12 protein-coding genes and 4 pseudogenes are annotated in these 17,195 nt (G+C 53.5%); 7 read left to right on the plus strand and 9 right to left on the minus strand.

The annotated features are described in order from the left end of the window. Positions 1–84: 84 nt before the first annotated feature. Both rhoL and trxA read right to left on the minus strand, forming a co-directional pair. On the minus strand, positions 85–186 hold the full coding sequence (rhoL, locus tag KXD89_RS21845; protein WP_001295255.1) for a rho operon leader peptide RhoL: 102 nt from the start codon (positions 184–186) through the stop codon (positions 85–87). Between the two features lie 140 nt (positions 187–326). After that, positions 327–656, minus strand: a complete 330-nt coding sequence (trxA, locus tag KXD89_RS21850) for a thioredoxin TrxA (protein WP_001280776.1) — start codon at positions 654–656, stop codon at positions 327–329. Positions 657–786: 130 nt separating this feature from the next. Here trxA and rhlB point away from each other — a divergent pair. The 4 genes and pseudogenes from rhlB to gppA all read left to right on the plus strand — a co-directional run. Beyond that, positions 787–1,854, plus strand: a pseudogene (gene rhlB / locus KXD89_RS21855) (ATP-dependent RNA helicase RhlB); the annotation flags it as partial. A 90-nt stretch (positions 1,855–1,944) separates the two neighbouring features. Further along, a protein-coding gene (locus KXD89_RS21860) for an IS3-like element IS2 family transposase (protein WP_088895425.1) occupies positions 1,945–3,173 on the plus strand; the annotation gives its coding sequence in 2 pieces (ribosomal slippage) (positions 1,945–2,260 and positions 2,260–3,173; 1,230 coding nt in all). After that, positions 3,161–3,388, plus strand: a pseudogene (locus KXD89_RS21865) (ATP-dependent RNA helicase RhlB); the annotation flags it as partial. The gene KXD89_RS21860 and the pseudogene KXD89_RS21865, both read left to right, overlap by 13 nt. A gap of 135 nt (positions 3,389–3,523) precedes the next feature. Then, positions 3,524–5,008: a guanosine-5'-triphosphate,3'-diphosphate diphosphatase gene (gppA, locus tag KXD89_RS21870; RefSeq protein WP_001295254.1), complete on the plus strand. Its 1,485-nt coding sequence runs from the start codon at positions 3,524–3,526 to the stop codon at positions 5,006–5,008. Between the two features lie 46 nt (positions 5,009–5,054). Here gppA and rep read toward each other — a convergent pair whose 3' ends face one another. Further along, the gene (gene rep / locus KXD89_RS21875) at positions 5,055–7,076 is read right to left on the minus strand and encodes a DNA helicase Rep (RefSeq protein ID WP_001238899.1); all 2,022 of its coding nucleotides are present in this window, start codon (positions 7,074–7,076) and stop codon (positions 5,055–5,057) included. Between the two features lie 216 nt (positions 7,077–7,292). On the opposite strand from rep, the pseudogene KXD89_RS21880 reads away from it, so the two are divergent. Then, positions 7,293–7,741, plus strand: a pseudogene (locus tag KXD89_RS21880) (type II toxin-antitoxin system PemK/MazF family toxin). 198 nt (positions 7,742–7,939) lie between these two features. After that, positions 7,940–8,221: a peptidylprolyl isomerase PpiC gene (gene ppiC, locus KXD89_RS21885; protein ID WP_001140251.1), complete on the plus strand. Its 282-nt coding sequence runs from the start codon at positions 7,940–7,942 to the stop codon at positions 8,219–8,221. A gap of 86 nt (positions 8,222–8,307) precedes the next feature. Here the strand turns inward: ppiC and ilvC are convergent, their stop codons facing one another. Beyond that, positions 8,308–9,783, minus strand: coding sequence for a ketol-acid reductoisomerase (gene ilvC, locus KXD89_RS21890; RefSeq protein WP_000024939.1), 1,476 nt, complete (start codon positions 9,781–9,783; stop codon positions 8,308–8,310). 149 nt (positions 9,784–9,932) lie between these two features. Here ilvC and ilvY point away from each other — a divergent pair, with 149 nt between their 5' ends. Next, positions 9,933–10,826, plus strand: coding sequence for an HTH-type transcriptional activator IlvY (gene ilvY / locus KXD89_RS21895; protein WP_000365791.1), 894 nt, complete (start codon positions 9,933–9,935; stop codon positions 10,824–10,826). Positions 10,827–10,877: 51 nt separating this feature from the next. Here ilvY and ilvA read toward each other — a convergent pair whose 3' ends face one another. From ilvA to ilvG, 5 genes and pseudogenes are all read right to left on the minus strand, one after another. After that, positions 10,878–12,422 (minus strand): threonine ammonia-lyase, biosynthetic, encoded by a 1,545-nt coding sequence (gene ilvA, locus KXD89_RS21900; RefSeq protein ID WP_000785596.1) that lies wholly within the window; start codon positions 12,420–12,422, stop codon positions 10,878–10,880. A 2-nt stretch (positions 12,423–12,424) separates the two neighbouring features. Then, positions 12,425–14,275 (minus strand): dihydroxy-acid dehydratase, encoded by a 1,851-nt coding sequence (ilvD, locus tag KXD89_RS21905; RefSeq protein ID WP_001127399.1) that lies wholly within the window; start codon positions 14,273–14,275, stop codon positions 12,425–12,427. Between the two features lie 64 nt (positions 14,276–14,339). Beyond that, on the minus strand, positions 14,340–15,269 hold the full coding sequence (gene ilvE / locus KXD89_RS21910) for a branched-chain-amino-acid transaminase (protein WP_000208520.1): 930 nt from the start codon (positions 15,267–15,269) through the stop codon (positions 14,340–14,342). 19 nt (positions 15,270–15,288) lie between these two features. Then, the gene (ilvM, locus tag KXD89_RS21915; RefSeq protein WP_000983255.1) at positions 15,289–15,552 is read right to left on the minus strand and encodes an acetolactate synthase 2 small subunit; all 264 of its coding nucleotides are present in this window, start codon (positions 15,550–15,552) and stop codon (positions 15,289–15,291) included. Continuing rightward, a pseudogene (gene ilvG, locus KXD89_RS21920) lies at positions 15,549–17,193 on the minus strand (acetolactate synthase 2 catalytic subunit). Before ilvG ends, ilvM begins: the two are co-directional and overlap by 4 nt. Positions 17,194–17,195: the final 2 nt, after the last annotated feature.

Below are 17,195 nucleotides of genomic sequence, written 5' to 3' on the forward strand. Positions count from 1 at the left end.
AGTGGTGTGAGTTCTTAAACTTGGGGTAAATCTCGAACTTAATGTTGTGAATGGTATGGCAGGATCATCCATGCCTGTTTACGGTCATCGACTCATGTCTTTTCGCTGCCTGGTCACAGGAGAGTACGCAGAACTGAAACGACAAGACGGATTGAGTGACGAGCCAGAAATCTGTTCACTTCGCATTTAAGATAAAACGGGAAGCGTTGGAAATTACAAGATTCAAACTTAATAAGGTATGTTTAATACGAAGTCAACACTAAGTTAGCATGACTCACGCCGGGCGTCCAGTTTTTAGCGACGGGGCACCCGAACATGAAATTCCCTTACGCCAGGTTAGCGTCGAGGAACTCTTTCAACTGACCTTTAGACAGTGCACCCACTTTGGTTGCCGCCACTTCACCGTTTTTGAACAGCAGCAGAGTCGGGATACCACGGATGCCATATTTCGGCGCAGTGCCAGGGTTTTGATCGATGTTCAGTTTTGCAACGGTCAGTTTGCCCTGATATTCGTCAGCGATTTCATCCAGAATCGGGGCGATCATTTTGCACGGACCGCACCACTCTGCCCAGAAATCGACGAGGATCGCCCCGTCCGCTTTGAGTACATCCGTGTCAAAACTGTCGTCAGTCAGGTGAATAATTTTATCGCTCATATATAACTCCACAGGAATAAGCCTGGCGTGTTGGTTTCGTTGTTGGTGTAACATTAACCAACTAAAGGTTGACTTTATTTCACCGGATACGCTTTCGTAAAGCAATAGTAAGCTGATATTCTACCACACTATGAGCAAAACACATTTAACAGAACAGAAGTTTTCCGACTTCGCCCTGCATCCGAAGGTTGTAGAAGCCCTTGAAAAAAAAGGGTTTCATAACTGTACGCCCATTCAGGCACTGGCCCTTCCGCTGACGCTGGCGGGTCGTGACGTAGCCGGGCAGGCGCAAACCGGTACCGGGAAAACGATGGCGTTTCTTACGTCAACGTTTCATTATCTTCTCTCTCATCCTGCGATTGCCGATCGCAAGGTGAATCAGCCGCGTGCCTTAATTATGGCACCGACGCGTGAACTTGCCGTGCAGATCCATGCCGACGCAGAACCGCTGGCGGAAGCTACTGGCCTGAAGCTGGGTCTGGCTTACGGTGGTGATGGCTACGACAAACAGCTGAAAGTGCTGGAAAGCGGCGTTGACATTCTGATTGGCACCACGGGGCGTTTAATTGACTACGCCAAGCAGAACCACATTAACCTCGGTGCCATTCAGGTGGTGGTACTGGACGAAGCCGATCGCATGTACGATCTGGGCTTTATTAAAGATATCCGCTGGCTGTTCCGCCGTATGCCGCCTGCAAACCAGCGCCTCAACATGCTGTTCTCCGCCACGCTTTCGTACCGGGTACGTGAACTGGCGTTCGAGCAGATGAACAATGCCGAATATATTGAAGTGGAACCGGAACAGAAAACGGGCCACCGTATTAAAGAAGAGCTTTTCTACCCTTCTAACGAAGAAAAAATGCGTTTGCTGCAAACGCTGATCGAAGAAGAGTGGCCAGACAGAGCGATTATTTTCGCCAACACCAAACACCGTTGTGAAGAGATCTGGGGCCACCTGGCAGCAGATGGTCATCGTGTCGGTTTATTGACAGGCGATGTCGCGCAGAAAAAACGTCTGCGTATTCTTGATGAATTTACCCGTGGCGATCTGGATATTCTGGTTGCCACCGACGTTGCCGCGCGTGGTTTGCATATTCCGGCAGTGACGCACGTCTTTAACTACGATTTACCCGATGACTGTGAAGATTACGTTCACCGTATTGGTCGTACAGGTCGCGCAGGCGCAAGCGGTCACTCTAGACTGGCCCCCTGAATCTCCAGACAACCAATATCACTTAAATAAGTGATAGTCTTAATACTAGTTTTTAGACTAGTCATTGGAGAACAGATGATTGATGTCTTAGGGCCGGAGAAACGCAGACGGCGTACCACACAGGAAAAGATCGCAATTGTTCAGCAGAGCTTTGAACCGGGGATGACGGTCTCCCTCGTTGCCCGGCAACATGGTGTAGCAGCCAGCCAGTTATTTCTCTGGCGTAAGCAATACCAGGAAGGAAGTCTTACTGCTGTCGCCGCCGGAGAACAGGTTGTTCCTGCCTCTGAACTTGCTGCCGCCATGAAGCAGATTAAAGAACTCCAGCGCCTGCTCGGCAAGAAAACGATGGAAAATGAACTCCTCAAAGAAGCCGTTGAATATGGACGGGCAAAAAAGTGGATAGCGCACGCGCCCTTATTGCCCGGGGATGGGGAGTAAGCTTAGTCAGCCGTTGTCTCCGGGTGTCGCGTGCGCAGTTGCACGTCATTCTCAGACGAACCGATGACTGGATGGATGGCCGCCGCAGTCGTCACACTGATGATACGGATGTGCTTCTCCGTATACACCATGTTATCGGAGAGCTGCCAACGTATGGTTATCGTCGGGTATGGGCGCTGCTTCGCAGACAGGCAGAACTTGATGGTATGCCTGCGATCAATGCCAAACGTGTTTACCGGATCATGCGCCAGAATGCGCTGTTGCTTGAGCGAAAACCTGCTGTACCGCCATCGAAACGGGCACATACAGGCAGAGTGGCCGTGAAAGAAAGCAATCAGCGATGGTGCTCTGACGGGTTCGAGTTCTGCTGTGATAACGGAGAGAGACTGCGTGTCACGTTCGCGCTGGACTGCTGTGATCGTGAGGCACTGCACTGGGCGGTCACTACCGGCGGCTTCAACAGTGAAACAGTACAGGACGTCATGCTGGGAGCGGTGGAACGCCGCTTCGGCAACGATCTTCCGTCGTCTCCAGTGGAGTGGCTGACGGATAATGGTTCATGCTACCGGGCTAATGAAACACGCCAGTTCGCCCGGATGTTGGGACTTGAACCGAAGAACACGGCGGTGCGGAGTCCGGAGAGTAACGGAATAGCAGAGAGCTTCGTGAAAACGATAAAGCGTGACTACATCAGTATCATGCCCAAACCAGACGGGTTAACGGCAGCAAAGAACCTTGCAGAGGCGTTCGAGCATTATAACGAATGGCATCCGCATAGTGCGCTGGGTTATCGCTCGCCACGGGAATATCTGCGGCAGCGGGCTTGTAATGGGTTAAGTGATAACAGATGTCTGGAAATATAGGGGCAAATCCACACTCTATCAGCCTGGCGTGTGAAGAGTATGCATTGAATTTGCCTGCTATTGAGACCTATATTGGTCACTCAATTCCGGTAAGCAAATACAATCCGGACGCATTGATGACCGATCTGCCAAAACCGCTGCGCCTCACGCGCCCGCGCACAGGCAATGGTCCGCGTCGTACTGGCGCTCCGCGTAATCGTCGTCGTTCAGGTTAAATAAAAAATGTCATACTCAAAATCATTCAAACTGTATCAAGATGGCAAGAGAATGAATCCCGATGAGCTTACTGTAGTAAGTGATTCAGGTGAAAGAATGCAGCCAACACAGAGACAGATTGAAGGATGAAGAGTATGGGTTCCACCTCGTCGCTGTATGCAGCCATTGATCTCGGTTCGAATAGTTTTCATATGCTGGTTGTGCGCGAGGTGGCTGGAAGCATCCAGACGCTGACGCGAATAAAACGCAAAGTGCGTCTGGCTGCTGGCCTGAATAGCGAAAATGCCCTCTCCAATGAAGCAATGGAGCGCGGTTGGCAATGTTTGCGCCTGTTTGCTGAACGTCTGCAAGATATTCCTCCCTCGCAAATTCGCGTTGTCGCTACGGCGACGTTACGCCTTGCCGTCAATGCGGGTGATTTTATTGCCAAAGCGCAGGAAATTCTCGGTTGTCCGGTACAGGTGATCAGCGGTGAAGAGGAAGCACGTCTGATTTATCAGGGCGTTGCTCACACCACTGGTGGTGCCGATCAGCGCCTGGTGGTGGATATAGGCGGAGCCAGTACTGAACTGGTAACCGGCACGGGTGCACAAACCACCTCGTTGTTCAGCCTGTCGATGGGCTGCGTCACCTGGCTGGAACGCTATTTTGCCGATCGTAATCTGGGGCAGGAAAATTTTGATGCTGCAGAAAAAGCGGCACGCGAAGTGTTACGTCCGGTTGCCGATGAATTACGGTATCACGGCTGGAAAGTGTGCGTTGGTGCTTCCGGCACCGTGCAGGCGTTACAGGAAATCATGATGGCACAGGGGATGGATGAACGCATTACCCTGGAAAAGTTGCAGCAATTGAAACAGCGAGCCATTCATTGCGGTCGGCTGGAGGAACTGGAGATTGACGGGCTGACGCTGGAACGTGCGTTAGTGTTCCCGAGTGGTCTGGCGATCCTGATCGCCATTTTTACCGAACTGAATATTCAGTGTATGACCCTGGCGGGCGGTGCGCTGCGTGAAGGCCTGGTCTACGGCATGTTGCATCTGGCCGTCGAGCAGGATATTCGCAGCCGTACGCTGCGTAATATTCAACGCCGCTTTATGATCGATATTGATCAGGCACAGCGCGTAGCCAAAGTTGCGGCTAACTTCTTCGATCAGGTGGAAAACGAATGGCATCTTGAAGCAATAAGCCGCGATTTGCTCATCAGCGCCTGTCAGCTTCATGAAATCGGCCTGAGCGTTGACTTCAAACAAGCGCCGCAACACGCTGCTTATCTGGTGCGTAATCTGGATCTTCCCGGTTTTACCCCCGCACAGAAAAAATTGCTGGCGACGCTACTGCTCAACCAGACTAATCCGGTCGATCTCTCATCGCTGCATCAGCAAAATGCCGTACCGCCGCGCGTCGCAGAACAACTCTGCCGTTTACTACGCCTGGCCATCATTTTTGCCAGCCGTCGCCGTGACGATCTCGTGCCAGAGATGACATTACAGGCTAACCATGAACTGTTGACCTTGACGCTTCCGCAAGGTTGGCTAACCCAACATCCGCTGGGTAAAGAGATTATTGCTCAGGAAAGCCAGTGGCAGAGCTATGTCCACTGGCCGCTGGAAGTGCATTAATGAGTAAGTGCCGGATGCGATGCTGACGCATCTTTTCCGGCCTTGATTATTTCCCTCGTTTTGCCGCCATCATCGCTTTCAGATTCGCCAGATGGCTTTGCCCTTTCTGCATCCGTTCTTCGGCGCTGACCACTTTGCGCTCCTGTTCCCAAATCAGATCATCCTGCGGCAGCTCCAGCAAAAAGCGGCTCGGCTCCGGGCGCACCAGTTCGCCGTACTGACGGCGTTCTTTACACAGCGTAAAGGTCAATTCCTTCTGGGCGCGGGTAATGCCGACATAGGCCAGCCGCCGCTCCTCATCGATATTATCTTCATCGATGCTGCTCTGGTGCGGCAAAAACCCTTCTTCCATACCGACCATGTAGACATAAGGAAACTCCAGCCCTTTCGACGCGTGGAGAGTCATCAGTTGCACCTGATCCAGCTCTTCTTCACTCTCACCACGCTCCATCATGTCGCGCAAAGTAAAGCGCGTCACCACCTGGGTGAGCGTCATCGGCTCATCCAGTTCACTGCCTTCCAGCATCTCCGTCATCCAGCTAAACAGTTGGTTGACGTTCTTCATGCGCATTTCGGCGGCTTTCGGGCTGGGCGATGTTTCGTACAGCCAGGATTCATAATCCATGCCATGGATCAGATCACGCACCGCGGCAATCGGCTCCCGCTCCGCCAGACGCTGGATTTCTGCCAACCAGTGAGTGAAGCGGGTCAATGCTTCATAACCACGTCCGCTAAGCGTCTGACTCAGGCCCATATCAAAGCTGGCGGTAAACATGCTTTTATTGCGCGTCATCGCCCACTCACCCAGCTTTTTCAGCGTAGCCGGGCCAATCTCTCGCTTCGGCGTGTTAACGATACGCAGAAATGCGCTGTCATCGTCCGGGTTAGTCAGCACGCGCAGATAAGCCAGCAAGTCCTTGATTTCAGGACGAGAGAAAAACGACGTACCACCAGATATTTTGTACGGGATGCGGTTTTGCATCAGGAATTTTTCAAACACCCGCGACTGATGGTTACCGCGATAAAGAATGGCGTAATCTTTGTACTGCGTTTTATTGACGAAGTGATGGGCGATCAGCTCGCCAGTAACGCGCTCAGCCTCATGTTCTTCGTTATTCGCGCTTAATACTTTTAGCTCCGCGCCATAACCCAGTTCGGAGAACAGACGCTTTTCAAAGACGTGCGGGTTATTGGCGATCAGGATGTTCGCCGCTTTCAGAATACGCCCGGAAGAGCGATAGTTCTGCTCAAGCTTAATCACCTTCAGCGCCGGAAAATCCTGACTCAGCAGCACCAGGTTTTGCGGACGTGCACCGCGCCAGGAGTAGATCGACTGGTCATCGTCACCCACCACGGTAAAGCGCGCGCGGCTGCCCACCAGCAGTTTCACCAGCTCATACTGGCTGGTGTTGGTGTCCTGATACTCATCCACCAGCAGATAGCGAATTTTGTTCTGCCAGCGCTTGCGGACTTCTTCATTGCGTTGCAGCAGCAACGTCGGCAATAAAATCAGATCATCGAAGTCGAGAACGTTACAGGCTTTCAGGTGTGCATCATACAGCCCATAACAATGGGCAAAAATACGGTCCCGCTCGCCAATCGCACTTGCTGCCGCCTGGGACGGTGTTTTGAGATCATTCTTCCAGTTAGAGATGGTCGAAATCAGTTGTTGCAGGAGAACTTTGTCATCTTCAATCAGCCCCTCGGTCAACTCTTTAAGCAAAGCAAGCTGATCGGTATCGTCAAACAACGAGAAGTTCGCTTTCATCCCAAGCGCCGCATACTCGCGTTTGATGATATCCAGCCCCAACGTATGGAAAGTGGAGATCATCAGCCCACGCGCCTCTTTGCGCCCCAGCGTCTGCCCTACACGCTCTTTCATCTCGCGCGCTGCTTTATTAGTAAAGGTCACCGCCGCAATGTGCCGCGCCTGATAACCGCAACCGCGGATCAGATGGGCGATTTTATTGGTGATAACACGAGTTTTACCGGAACCCGCGCCCGCCAGCACCAGGCAGGGGCCGGTAACGAATTCGACAGCTTGTTGTTGGCCGGGGTTTAGACGCATAGGTGTATTGCTCAATCTTCGAACGGGGGGAGGATTGTAGCAGAATCGCATTTGAATGTGACCGCGTGTAAGCCGCTAACCGGTTGGCTGCGGATGTTTAAATCAGAGAGAGAAGACCGAAATCGGAGTTCATCGTGAATCCATTAGACTTAGAAAATATCGGGTCGTAACGTTGTGTTATTACTTTTTCAGAGTTTACTAAGGAGAGGTTTACTCGTGGCGATTAATTTCAGCCCTAAGGTTGGTGAAATACTGGAATGCAACTTTGGTAACTATCCTGTTAGCCAAAATGGACCGTTCAGCACGACGTATTACGATGGCCGCATTCCTCCTGAAATGATAAAAAACAGGTTAGTTGTCGTGCTCAACGGAAAAATTAATGGCAACGCATGCATCGTCGTTCCATTATCAACCACTCGCGACCAGACAAGTTAAAACGTGGAATGCATGTTGAAATAGCCAGTAATGTTATCAATGACCTGCAATTCTTTGATCAGCAGATTCGTTGGGCCAAAGCCGACCTGGTACAACAAGTCAGTCGAAACAGATTAAACAGAGCAAGGACTTACAGAGGGTATCTTAATCAATGTTTGCCACATGAGTTGGTTGCAGACATACAGAGGGCGGTCATCAAGTCAATCAATGCCATATCGCTCATAAATTGACAATAAAATAACCATCCCCGATAATGACTTTGTAGCCCATAGAGGCCCTAAGTTTTCTCCCCTTGAGGGACCTGCGAAGCCCGGATTTTCCGGGCTTTTGCCATATATGTACCAGCCACTCCCTGACTGACAATTACGTTAGCATCTGCGGATCATGCTAAAATCGCCGCCTGACAATTATTCACTCAAGGCACGATCATGGCAAAAACAGCAGCAGCACTGCATATCCTTGTAAAAGAAGAGAAACTGGCTCTGGATCTTCTCGAGCAGATTAAGAACGGGGCCGATTTCGGCAAGCTGGCGAAGAAACACTCCATTTGCCCATCAGGCAAACGCGGCGGTGATTTAGGTGAATTCCGCCAGGGTCAGATGGTTCCGGCGTTCGATAAAGTGGTTTTCTCTTGTCCGGTACTGGAGCCGACCGGCCCGCTGCACACCCAGTTCGGATATCACATCATTAAGGTGCTGTACCGCAACTAATAGCAAGGCCTTCTCCAGGAGAAGGCCTTGAGTGTTTTCTCCCTCTCCCTGTGGGAGAGGGTCGGGGTGAGGGCATCAGCGCGCACTTAACCCGCAACAGCAATACGTTTCATATCTGTCATATAGCCGCGCAGTTTCTTACCTACCTGCTCAATCGCATGGCTGCGAATCGCTTCGTTCACATCACGCAGTTGCCCGTTATCTACCGCGCCTTCCGGAATAGCTTTACCCAGGTCGCCCGGTTGCAGCTCTGCCATAAACGGTTTCAGCAACGGCACACAAGCGTAAGAGAACAGATAGTTACCGTACTCAGCGGTATCAGAGATAACCACGTTCATTTCGTACAGACGCTTACGGGCGATGGTGTTGGCAATCAGCGGCAGCTCGTGCAGTGATTCATAATATGCAGACTCTTCAATGATGCCGGAATCGACCATGGTTTCGAACGCCAGTTCAACGCCCGCTTTCACCATCGCAATCATCAGTACGCCTTTATCGAAGTACTCCTGCTCGCCGATTTTGCCTTCATACTGCGGCGCGGTTTCAAACGCGGTTTTGCCGGTCTCTTCACGCCAGGTCAGCAGTTTCTTATCATCGTTGGCCCAGTCCGCCATCATACCGGAAGAGAATTCGCCGGAGATGATGTCGTCCATATGTTTCTGGAACAGGGGTGCCATGATCTCTTTCAGCTGTTCAGAAAGCGCATAAGCACGCAGTTTCGCCGGGTTAGAGAGACGGTCCATCATCAGGGTGATGCCGCCCTGTTTCAGTGCTTCGGTGATGGTTTCCCAACCGAACTGAATCAGTTTTTCTGCGTATGCTGGATCGGTACCTTCTTCCACCAGCTTGTCGAAGCACAGCAGAGAGCCAGCCTGCAACATACCGCACAGGATGGTTTGCTCGCCCATCAGGTCAGATTTCACTTCCGCAACGAAGGACGATTCCAGCACACCCGCACGGTGACCACCGGTTGCAGCCGCCCAGGCTTTGGCAATCGCCATGCCTTCGCCTTTCGGATCGTTTTCCGGGTGAACGGCAATCAGCGTCGGTACGCCGAACCCACGTTTGTACTCTTCACGCACTTCGGTGCCTGGGCATTTCGGCGCAACCATCACTACGGTGATATCTTTACGGATCTGCTCGCCCACTTCGACGATGTTGAAACCGTGCGAGTAGCCCAGCGCCGCGCCGTCTTTCATCAGTGGCTGTACGGTGCGCACTACATCAGAGTGCTGCTTGTCCGGCGTCAGGTTAATCACCAGATCCGCCTGTGGGATCAGTTCTTCGTAAGTACCCACTTTAAAACCATTTTCGGTCGCTTTACGCCAGGACGCGCGCTTCTCGGCAATCGCTTCTTTACGCAGAGCGTAGGAGATATCGAGACCAGAATCACGCATGTTCAGGCCCTGGTTCAGACCCTGTGCGCCACAGCCGACGATGACTACTTTTTTACCCTGAAGGTAGCTCGCGCCATCGGCGAATTCATCGCGGCCCATAAAGCGACATTTGCCCAGCTGTGCCAGCTGCTGGCGCAGATTCAGTGTATTGAAGTAGTTAGCCATGGTGATTCCTCGTGATGTTGTGCTTCTTATTGTTCGGTTCGCGTTTGCGAGATTGAATTCACTATATGACAGGAAATTTATTGCGGAAATTGATATATTCACAACGTCACATTGCAATTTTTGCAACGTCAACATCGAGGGCTGTCCCTGTGGATTTACGCGATCTGAAAACCTTCCTGCATCTGGCGGAAAGCCGCCATTTTGGCCGCAGCGCGCGGGCGATGCACGTTAGCCCATCCACGCTCTCACGGCAGATTCAGCGCCTGGAAGAAGATCTCGGTCAGCCGCTGTTTGTGCGCGATAACCGCACGGTGACGCTGACTGAAGCGGGCGAAGAGCTGCGCGTTTTCGCCCAGCAAACGCTGTTGCAGTATCAGCAGTTGCGCCACACCATCGATCAGCAAGGGCCGTCGCTCTCTGGCGAATTACATATCTTCTGCTCGGTGACCGCTGCCTACAGCCATCTGCCGCCGATTCTGGATCGCTTCCGCGCGGAACACCCGTCGGTGGAGATTAAACTTACTACTGGTGATGCGGCAGATGCGATGGAAAAGGTGGTCACTGGTGAAGCGGATCTGGCGATTGCGGGTAAACCGGAAACCTTGCCCGGCGCAGTGGCGTTTTCGATGCTGGAGAATCTGGCAGTAGTGCTGATTGCCCCCGCGCTGCCCTGCCCGGTGCGTAATCAGGTGTCGGTAGAGAAGCCGGACTGGTCAACGGTGCCGTTTATTATGGCCGATCAGGGGCCGGTACGCCGCCGCATTGAACTGTGGTTTCGACGCAATAAAATCAGTAACCCGATGATTTACGCCACGGTTGGCGGGCATGAAGCGATGGTATCGATGGTGGCACTCGGCTGTGGCGTGGCATTGTTGCCGGAAGTGGTGCTGGAAAACAGCCCCGAACCGGTGCGTAACCGCGTGATGATTTTAGAGCGCAGCGATGAGAAAACGCCGTTTGAGCTGGGCGTGTGTGCGCAGAAAAAGCGGCTACATGAGCCGCTAATTGAGGCATTCTGGAAGATTTTGCCGAACCACAAATGACGTTGTCGCGCGGGTAGGCCTGATAAGCGAAGCGCTATCAGGCATTTTTCCCTAACCCGCCAAAAAGAACCTGAACGCCGGGTTATTGGTTTCGTCGTGGCAATCGTAGCCCAGCTCATTCAGCCGGGTTTCGAAATCCGGTTCATGGTCGCCAAGTTCGAACGCCGCCAGTACGCGCCCGTAGTCGGTGCCATGGCTGCGATAGTGGAACAAAGAAATGTTCCAGTACGTACCCAGCGTGTTGAGGAAGCGCAGCAGCGCGCCCGGTGATTCCGGGAATTCGAAGCTGTAGAGGCGTTCCTGCAACGGATGCGATGGACGTCCGCCGACCATATAGCGCACGTGTAGCTTCGCCATTTCGTCGTCGGAGAGATCAACCACGCTGTAGCCGCCGTCGTTGAGCATCTGCAAAATTTCTTTGCGCTCTTCGAGGCCGCGGCTCAGGCGCACACCGACAAAGATGCAGGCGTTTTTGGCATCGGCAAAACGGTAGTTGAACTCGGTGACCGAACGCCCGCCAAGCAGTTGGCAGAATTTGAGGAAGCTGCCTTTTTCTTCCGGAATGGTCACCGCCAACAACGCTTCACGCTGTTCGCCCAGTTCGCAGCGTTCTGAGACGTAGCGCAGGCCGTGGAAGTTCACGTTGGCACCGGAAAGAATATGCGCCAGCCGTTCGCCGCGAATGTTGTGCAGGGCGATATATTTTTTCATTCCCGCCAGCGCCAGCGCGCCAGAGGGTTCCGCCACCGCGCGCACATCTTCGAATAAATCCTTCATCGCCGCACAGATCGCATCGCTATCGACGGTGATGATGTCGTCGAGATACTCCTGGCATAAACGGAAGGTTTCGTCACCGATGCGTTTTACCGCTACGCCTTCAGCAAATAGCCCTACGCGCGGCAGATCAACCGGATGACCCGCATCCAGCGCTGCTTTCAGGCAGGCGGAGTCTTCCGCTTCTACGGCGATCACTTTGATTTGCGGCATCAGTTGTTTGATCAGCACCGCCACGCCAGCAGCCAGACCGCCGCCGCCGACTGGCACAAATACGCGGTCGAGATGGGCGTCCTGCTGGAGCAGTTCCAGCGCCAGCGTGCCTTGCCCGGCAATCACCATCGGATGGTCGAACGGCGGCACCCAGGTGAACCCCTGCTGCTGTGACAGTTCGATCGCTTTGGCTTTCGCTTCATCAAAGTTCGCGCCGTGGAGCAGCACTTCGCCGCCGAAGCCGCGCACCGCGTCGACTTTGATGTCGGCGGTGGCGGTTGGCATAACGATCAGGGCCTTCACGCCTAACCGCGCAGAAGAAAACGCGACGCCCTGCGCGTGGTTACCCGCAGAAGCAGTGATCACGCCGTGCGCTTTCTGTTCTTCCGTCAGGCCCGCCATCATGGCGTATGCGCCGCGCAGCTTAAAGCTGTGCACTGGCTGGCGATCTTCGCGCTTCACCAGAATGACGTTATCAAGACGCGACGACAGTTTTTCCATTTTTTGTAGCGGCGTAACCTGCGCCGCCTCGTAAACCGGCGCGCGCAGCACTGCTCTTAAATATTCGGCACCTTCCGGAGCACCGGACAGGGGTTGCGAGTCAGCCATTATTAACCCCCCAGTTTCGATTTATCGCGCACCGCGCCTTTGTCGGCGCTGGTTGCCAGGCTGGCATAAGCACGCAGGGCAAAGGAGACCTGACGTTCACGATTTTTCGGCGTCCAGGCTTTGTCACCTCGAGCGTCCTGCGCTTCACGACGCGCCGCCAGTTCGGCATCGCTTACCTGTAACTGAATACCACGGTTCGGGATGTCGATAGCGATCAGGTCACCATCTTCAATCAGGCCAATGCTGCCGCCGCTTGCCGCTTCCGGTGAGACGTGGCCGATGGAAAGACCAGAGGTGCCACCAGAGAAACGACCGTCGGTGATCAGCGCACAGGCTTTGCCGAGACCCATTGATTTCAGGAAGCTGGTTGGGTAGAGCATTTCCTGCATCCCCGGACCGCCTTTCGGGCCTTCATAGCGAATTACTACCACATCTCCGGCGACAACTTTACCGCCGAGAATCGCTTCTACCGCATCGTCCTGGCTTTCGTACACTTTCGCCGGGCCGGTGAATTTGAGGATGCTGTCATCGACGCCTGCCGTTTTCACGATGCAGCCGTTTTCCGCAAAGTTACCGTAGAGCACCGCCAGGCCGCCGTCTTTGCTGTAGGCGTGTTCCAGCGAGCGGATACAGCCATTGGCGCGATCGTCGTCCAGCGTATCCCAACGGCAATCTTGCGAGAATGCCTGTGTGGTACGAATGCCTGCAGGACCTGCGCGGAACATATTTTTTACCGCGTCATCCTGGGTCAGCATAACGTCGTATTGTTCCAGCGTTTGCGGCAACGTCAGGCCAAGTACGTTTTTCACATCACGGTTCAGTAACCCCGCGCGATCCAGTTCGCCGAGAATACCGATAACACCACCAGCACGGTGAACATCTTCCATATGGTATTTCTGGGTGCTCGGCGCAACTTTACACAGCTGTGGAACCTTGCGGGAAAGCTTATCGATATCACTCATGGTGAAGTCGATTTCCGCTTCCTGCGCCGCCGCCAGCAGGTGAAGTACGGTGTTAGTCGATCCACCCATCGCGATATCCAGCGTCATGGCGTTTTCAAACGCCGCCTTACTGGCGATATTACGCGGCAGTGCACTTTCGTCGTTTTGCTCGTAATAACGTTTGGTCAATTCAACAATGCGTTTACCAGCATTAAGGAACAGCTGCTTACGGTCGGCGTGGGTTGCCAGCAGCGAGCCGTTGCCCGGCTGCGACAGGCCCAGCGCTTCGGTCAGGCAGTTCATTGAGTTAGCGGTAAACATCCCGGAGCAGGAACCGCAGGTCGGACACGCGGAACGTTCAACCTGATCGCTCTGGGAGTCAGATACTTTCGGGTCTGCGCCCTGGATCATCGCATCAACCAGATCGAGCTTGATGATCTGATCGGAAAGTTTGGTTTTCCCGGCCTCCATCGGGCCGCCGGAAACAAAGATCACCGGAATATTCAGGCGCAGGGAAGCCATCAGCATCCCCGGGGTGATTTTGTCGCAGTTAGAGATGCAGACCATGGCGTCGGCGCAGTGGGCGTTGACCATATACTCAACGGAATCAGCGATCAGTTCGCGAGATGGCAGTGAATAAAGCATCCCCCCGTGGCCCATGGCAATCCCATCATCCACCGCAATGGTGTTGAACTCTTTGGCAACGCCGCCAGCCGCTTCAATTTGTTCGGCGACCAGTTTACCGAGATCGCGCAGATGGACGTGACCCGGTACAAATTGGGTGAACGAGTTCACAACCGCGATAATCGGCTTACCGAAATCGGCGTCGGTCATTCCGGTGGCGCGCCACAGCGCACGAGCACCCGCCATATTACGACCATGAGTGGTGGTGGCGGAACGGTACTTAGGCATACTTTATTTACTCCCAGTGTCTGTCTCGTAAATGGGACGGTGCGTGCCGTCCCATTTTTTGTATTTATTGATTAACTTGATCTAACCAGCCCCATTTATCTTCGGTTTCGCCAGTGAAGAGGCCGAAGAAGGCTTGCTGAATGCGTTTGGTAACCGGGCCACAACGGCCTTCGCCAACCTGAATACCGTCTACGCTGCGCACTGGCGTGATTTCTGCCGCCGTACCGGACATAAACACTTCATCCGCCAGGTACAGGGATTCGCGCGACAGCACCTGCTCACGTACTTCAATTCCCAGCTCTTTCGCCAGTTTGATGATGGCATCACGGGTAATACCCGGCAGCGCGGAGGAGGTGAACGGTGGGGTGAACAGCACACCATCTTTCACTTCAAACAGGTTTTCGCCTGCGCCTTCAGAGATATAACCGTTCACATCCAGCGCGATACCTTCCTGATAACCGTGGCGGCGCGCTTCGCTACCCACCAGCAGGGAAGAGAGGTAGTTACCACCGGCTTTTGCCGCCGTCGGGATGGTGTTTGGTGCTGCGCGGTTCCAGGAGGAAACCATCGCATCGATCCCCTGCTCCAGCGCTTCTGCGCCCAGATACGCTCCCCACGGGAAAGCAGCGATAATCACGTCGGTTGAGTATCCCGCTGGCGGGTTTACTCCCATGCCAACATCACCGACGAAGATCAGCGGACGGATATAGGCGCTGGTGAGATTGTTTTTGCGGATCACGTCACGACAAGCTTCCATCAGCTCATCAATGCTCTGCGAAACCGGGAAGCGATAGATTTTGGCGGAGTCATGCAGACGCTGCATATGCTCACGATGGCGGAATACAACCGGTCCTTTGTGCGAGTCGTAGCAACGGATGCCTTCAAAAACCGAAGTGCCATAGTGCAGCGCGTGCGACATCACATGCACCTTCGCGTCTTCCCAGCGAACCATCTCCCCATTGAACCAAATGTAATCAGCTTTCTTCGTGGTCATTTTTATATTCCTTTTGCGCTCAGGCGCGGATTTGTTGTGATGTGGTTGTGCTCTGGCAGATGGCAACGTGTGCGACGTCCACCAGTTTATTTAACTGACTAAACAGTAAGTCGACCGACCGTGGGCTGGCAACGGTCAATTCGATATTTATATTTTGTGCATCGCTGGCGGCGGCCATATTCATTGAGCAGACGTGGAAACCACGATGACGCACCACGCGTAAAACACGTTCTAAGGTTTCTGGATTGAAGCGAGCCGATACATTGACCTGATGTTGCATCATGATAATTTCTCCAACATTTCTGAATTACTGGCGCCAGGCGGCACCAGCGGCCAGACGTTCTCAAGTTCGTCGATTGAGACATGAAGCAGGTATGGCCCATCACTGTTCAGCATGGTGTCGAGTGCCGCTTCAACCTGGTCTTTCCGGGTGATGTGTTGGCCATGGATGCCGAAGGCGCTGGCTAACATGAGGAAATCGGGGTTATCAGTAAGGGTGGTTTCGCTGTATCGTTCCTGAAAAAACAGTTGCTGCCATTGTCGAACCATCCCTAACCGTTGGTTATCGAGTAAGACGATTTTCAACGGTAACTGCTTGCGTTTTACGGTGCCCAGCTCTTGCACATTCATCATGAAAGAGCCGTCACCGGAGATACAGACAACGGTATCGTTCGGTCGCGCGACTTGTGCGCCAACCGCCGCCGGTAAACCAAAACCCATGGTACCTAAACCGCTGGAGGTGATGAAATTTTCCGGGCGAGTGTGGGCGATGTGCTGCGCAGCCCACATCTGGTGCTGCCCCACATCTGTGGTCACGACGCAATCCGCAGGTTTACGATCCGACAGTTGTTTTAACAACAACGGCGCGTAGATAGCGTCACCGGGATGGTCGTAACGCCAGGAATGTTCATCACGCAGCTGCGCGCAGTGTTGCTGCCAGTCATTGATTTAACGGCTGCTGTAATGCTGGTAACAGAGCATTTAAATCACCTTGTAATGCCACATGTGCCTGACGCAGCTTGTTCATTTCTGCCGGGTCGATATCCATATGGATAACACTGGCGTGTGGCGCGAAGGTGTTCAGTTTGCCGGTCACCCGGTCATCAAAACGTGCGCCCACGGCGATCAGCAGGTCACACTCCTGCACCGCGAAGTTTGCCGCTTTGGTGCCGTGCATCCCCAGCATGCCCAGATAGTACGGATAATCTGCTTCTACTGCGCCCAGCCCTTTCAGCGTACAGGTGGCAGGCATTTTTGTGGCAGCGAGAAATTCACGCAAAGCCGGAACTGCCTGCGCCATACCCACGCCACCGCCAACGTACAGCATCGGTTTTTGCGCTTTTGCCAGCATCTGGCGCGCTTGCTCAACTTCGGCATGTGGGAAAGTCACTTCGTTTTCAACGGTGGTGAACCACGGTTCCAGGTCACCGCTGGCTAACTGGATATCTTTTGGGATATCGACCAGAACCGGACCAGGACGACCTGAGCAGGCAACGTCGAATGCTTCAGCCATGATGCGCGGCAACTCTTCCAGCGACTGCACCAGAAAGCTGTGCTTGGTACAGGCTAACGACAATCCCAGGACATCCACTTCCTGAAATGCGTCAGTGCCGATAAACGGTGCGGACACTTGACCGGTGATGGCAACAACAGGGATGGAATCTAACAGTGCGTCCGCAAGCCCGGTTATCAGGTTGGTTGCGCCCGGACCAGACGTGGCGATACATACGCCAGTTTTGCCGGTAGCACGAGCATAACCGATAGCCGCCATTGCCGCACCCTGCTCATGTCGGCATAGCAAGTGCTCCACGCCGCCGTCATACAATGCATCGTAAACCGGCATAATTGCGCCACCCGGATAACCGAAAACGGTGTTCACACCCTGTGCCCGCAACGCATGTACCACCCACTGTGCGCCATTCATAG

This window comes from Escherichia sp. TC-EC600-tetX4 (assembly GCF_019356055.1).
In the GTDB taxonomy this organism is placed as follows: domain Bacteria; phylum Pseudomonadota; class Gammaproteobacteria; order Enterobacterales; family Enterobacteriaceae.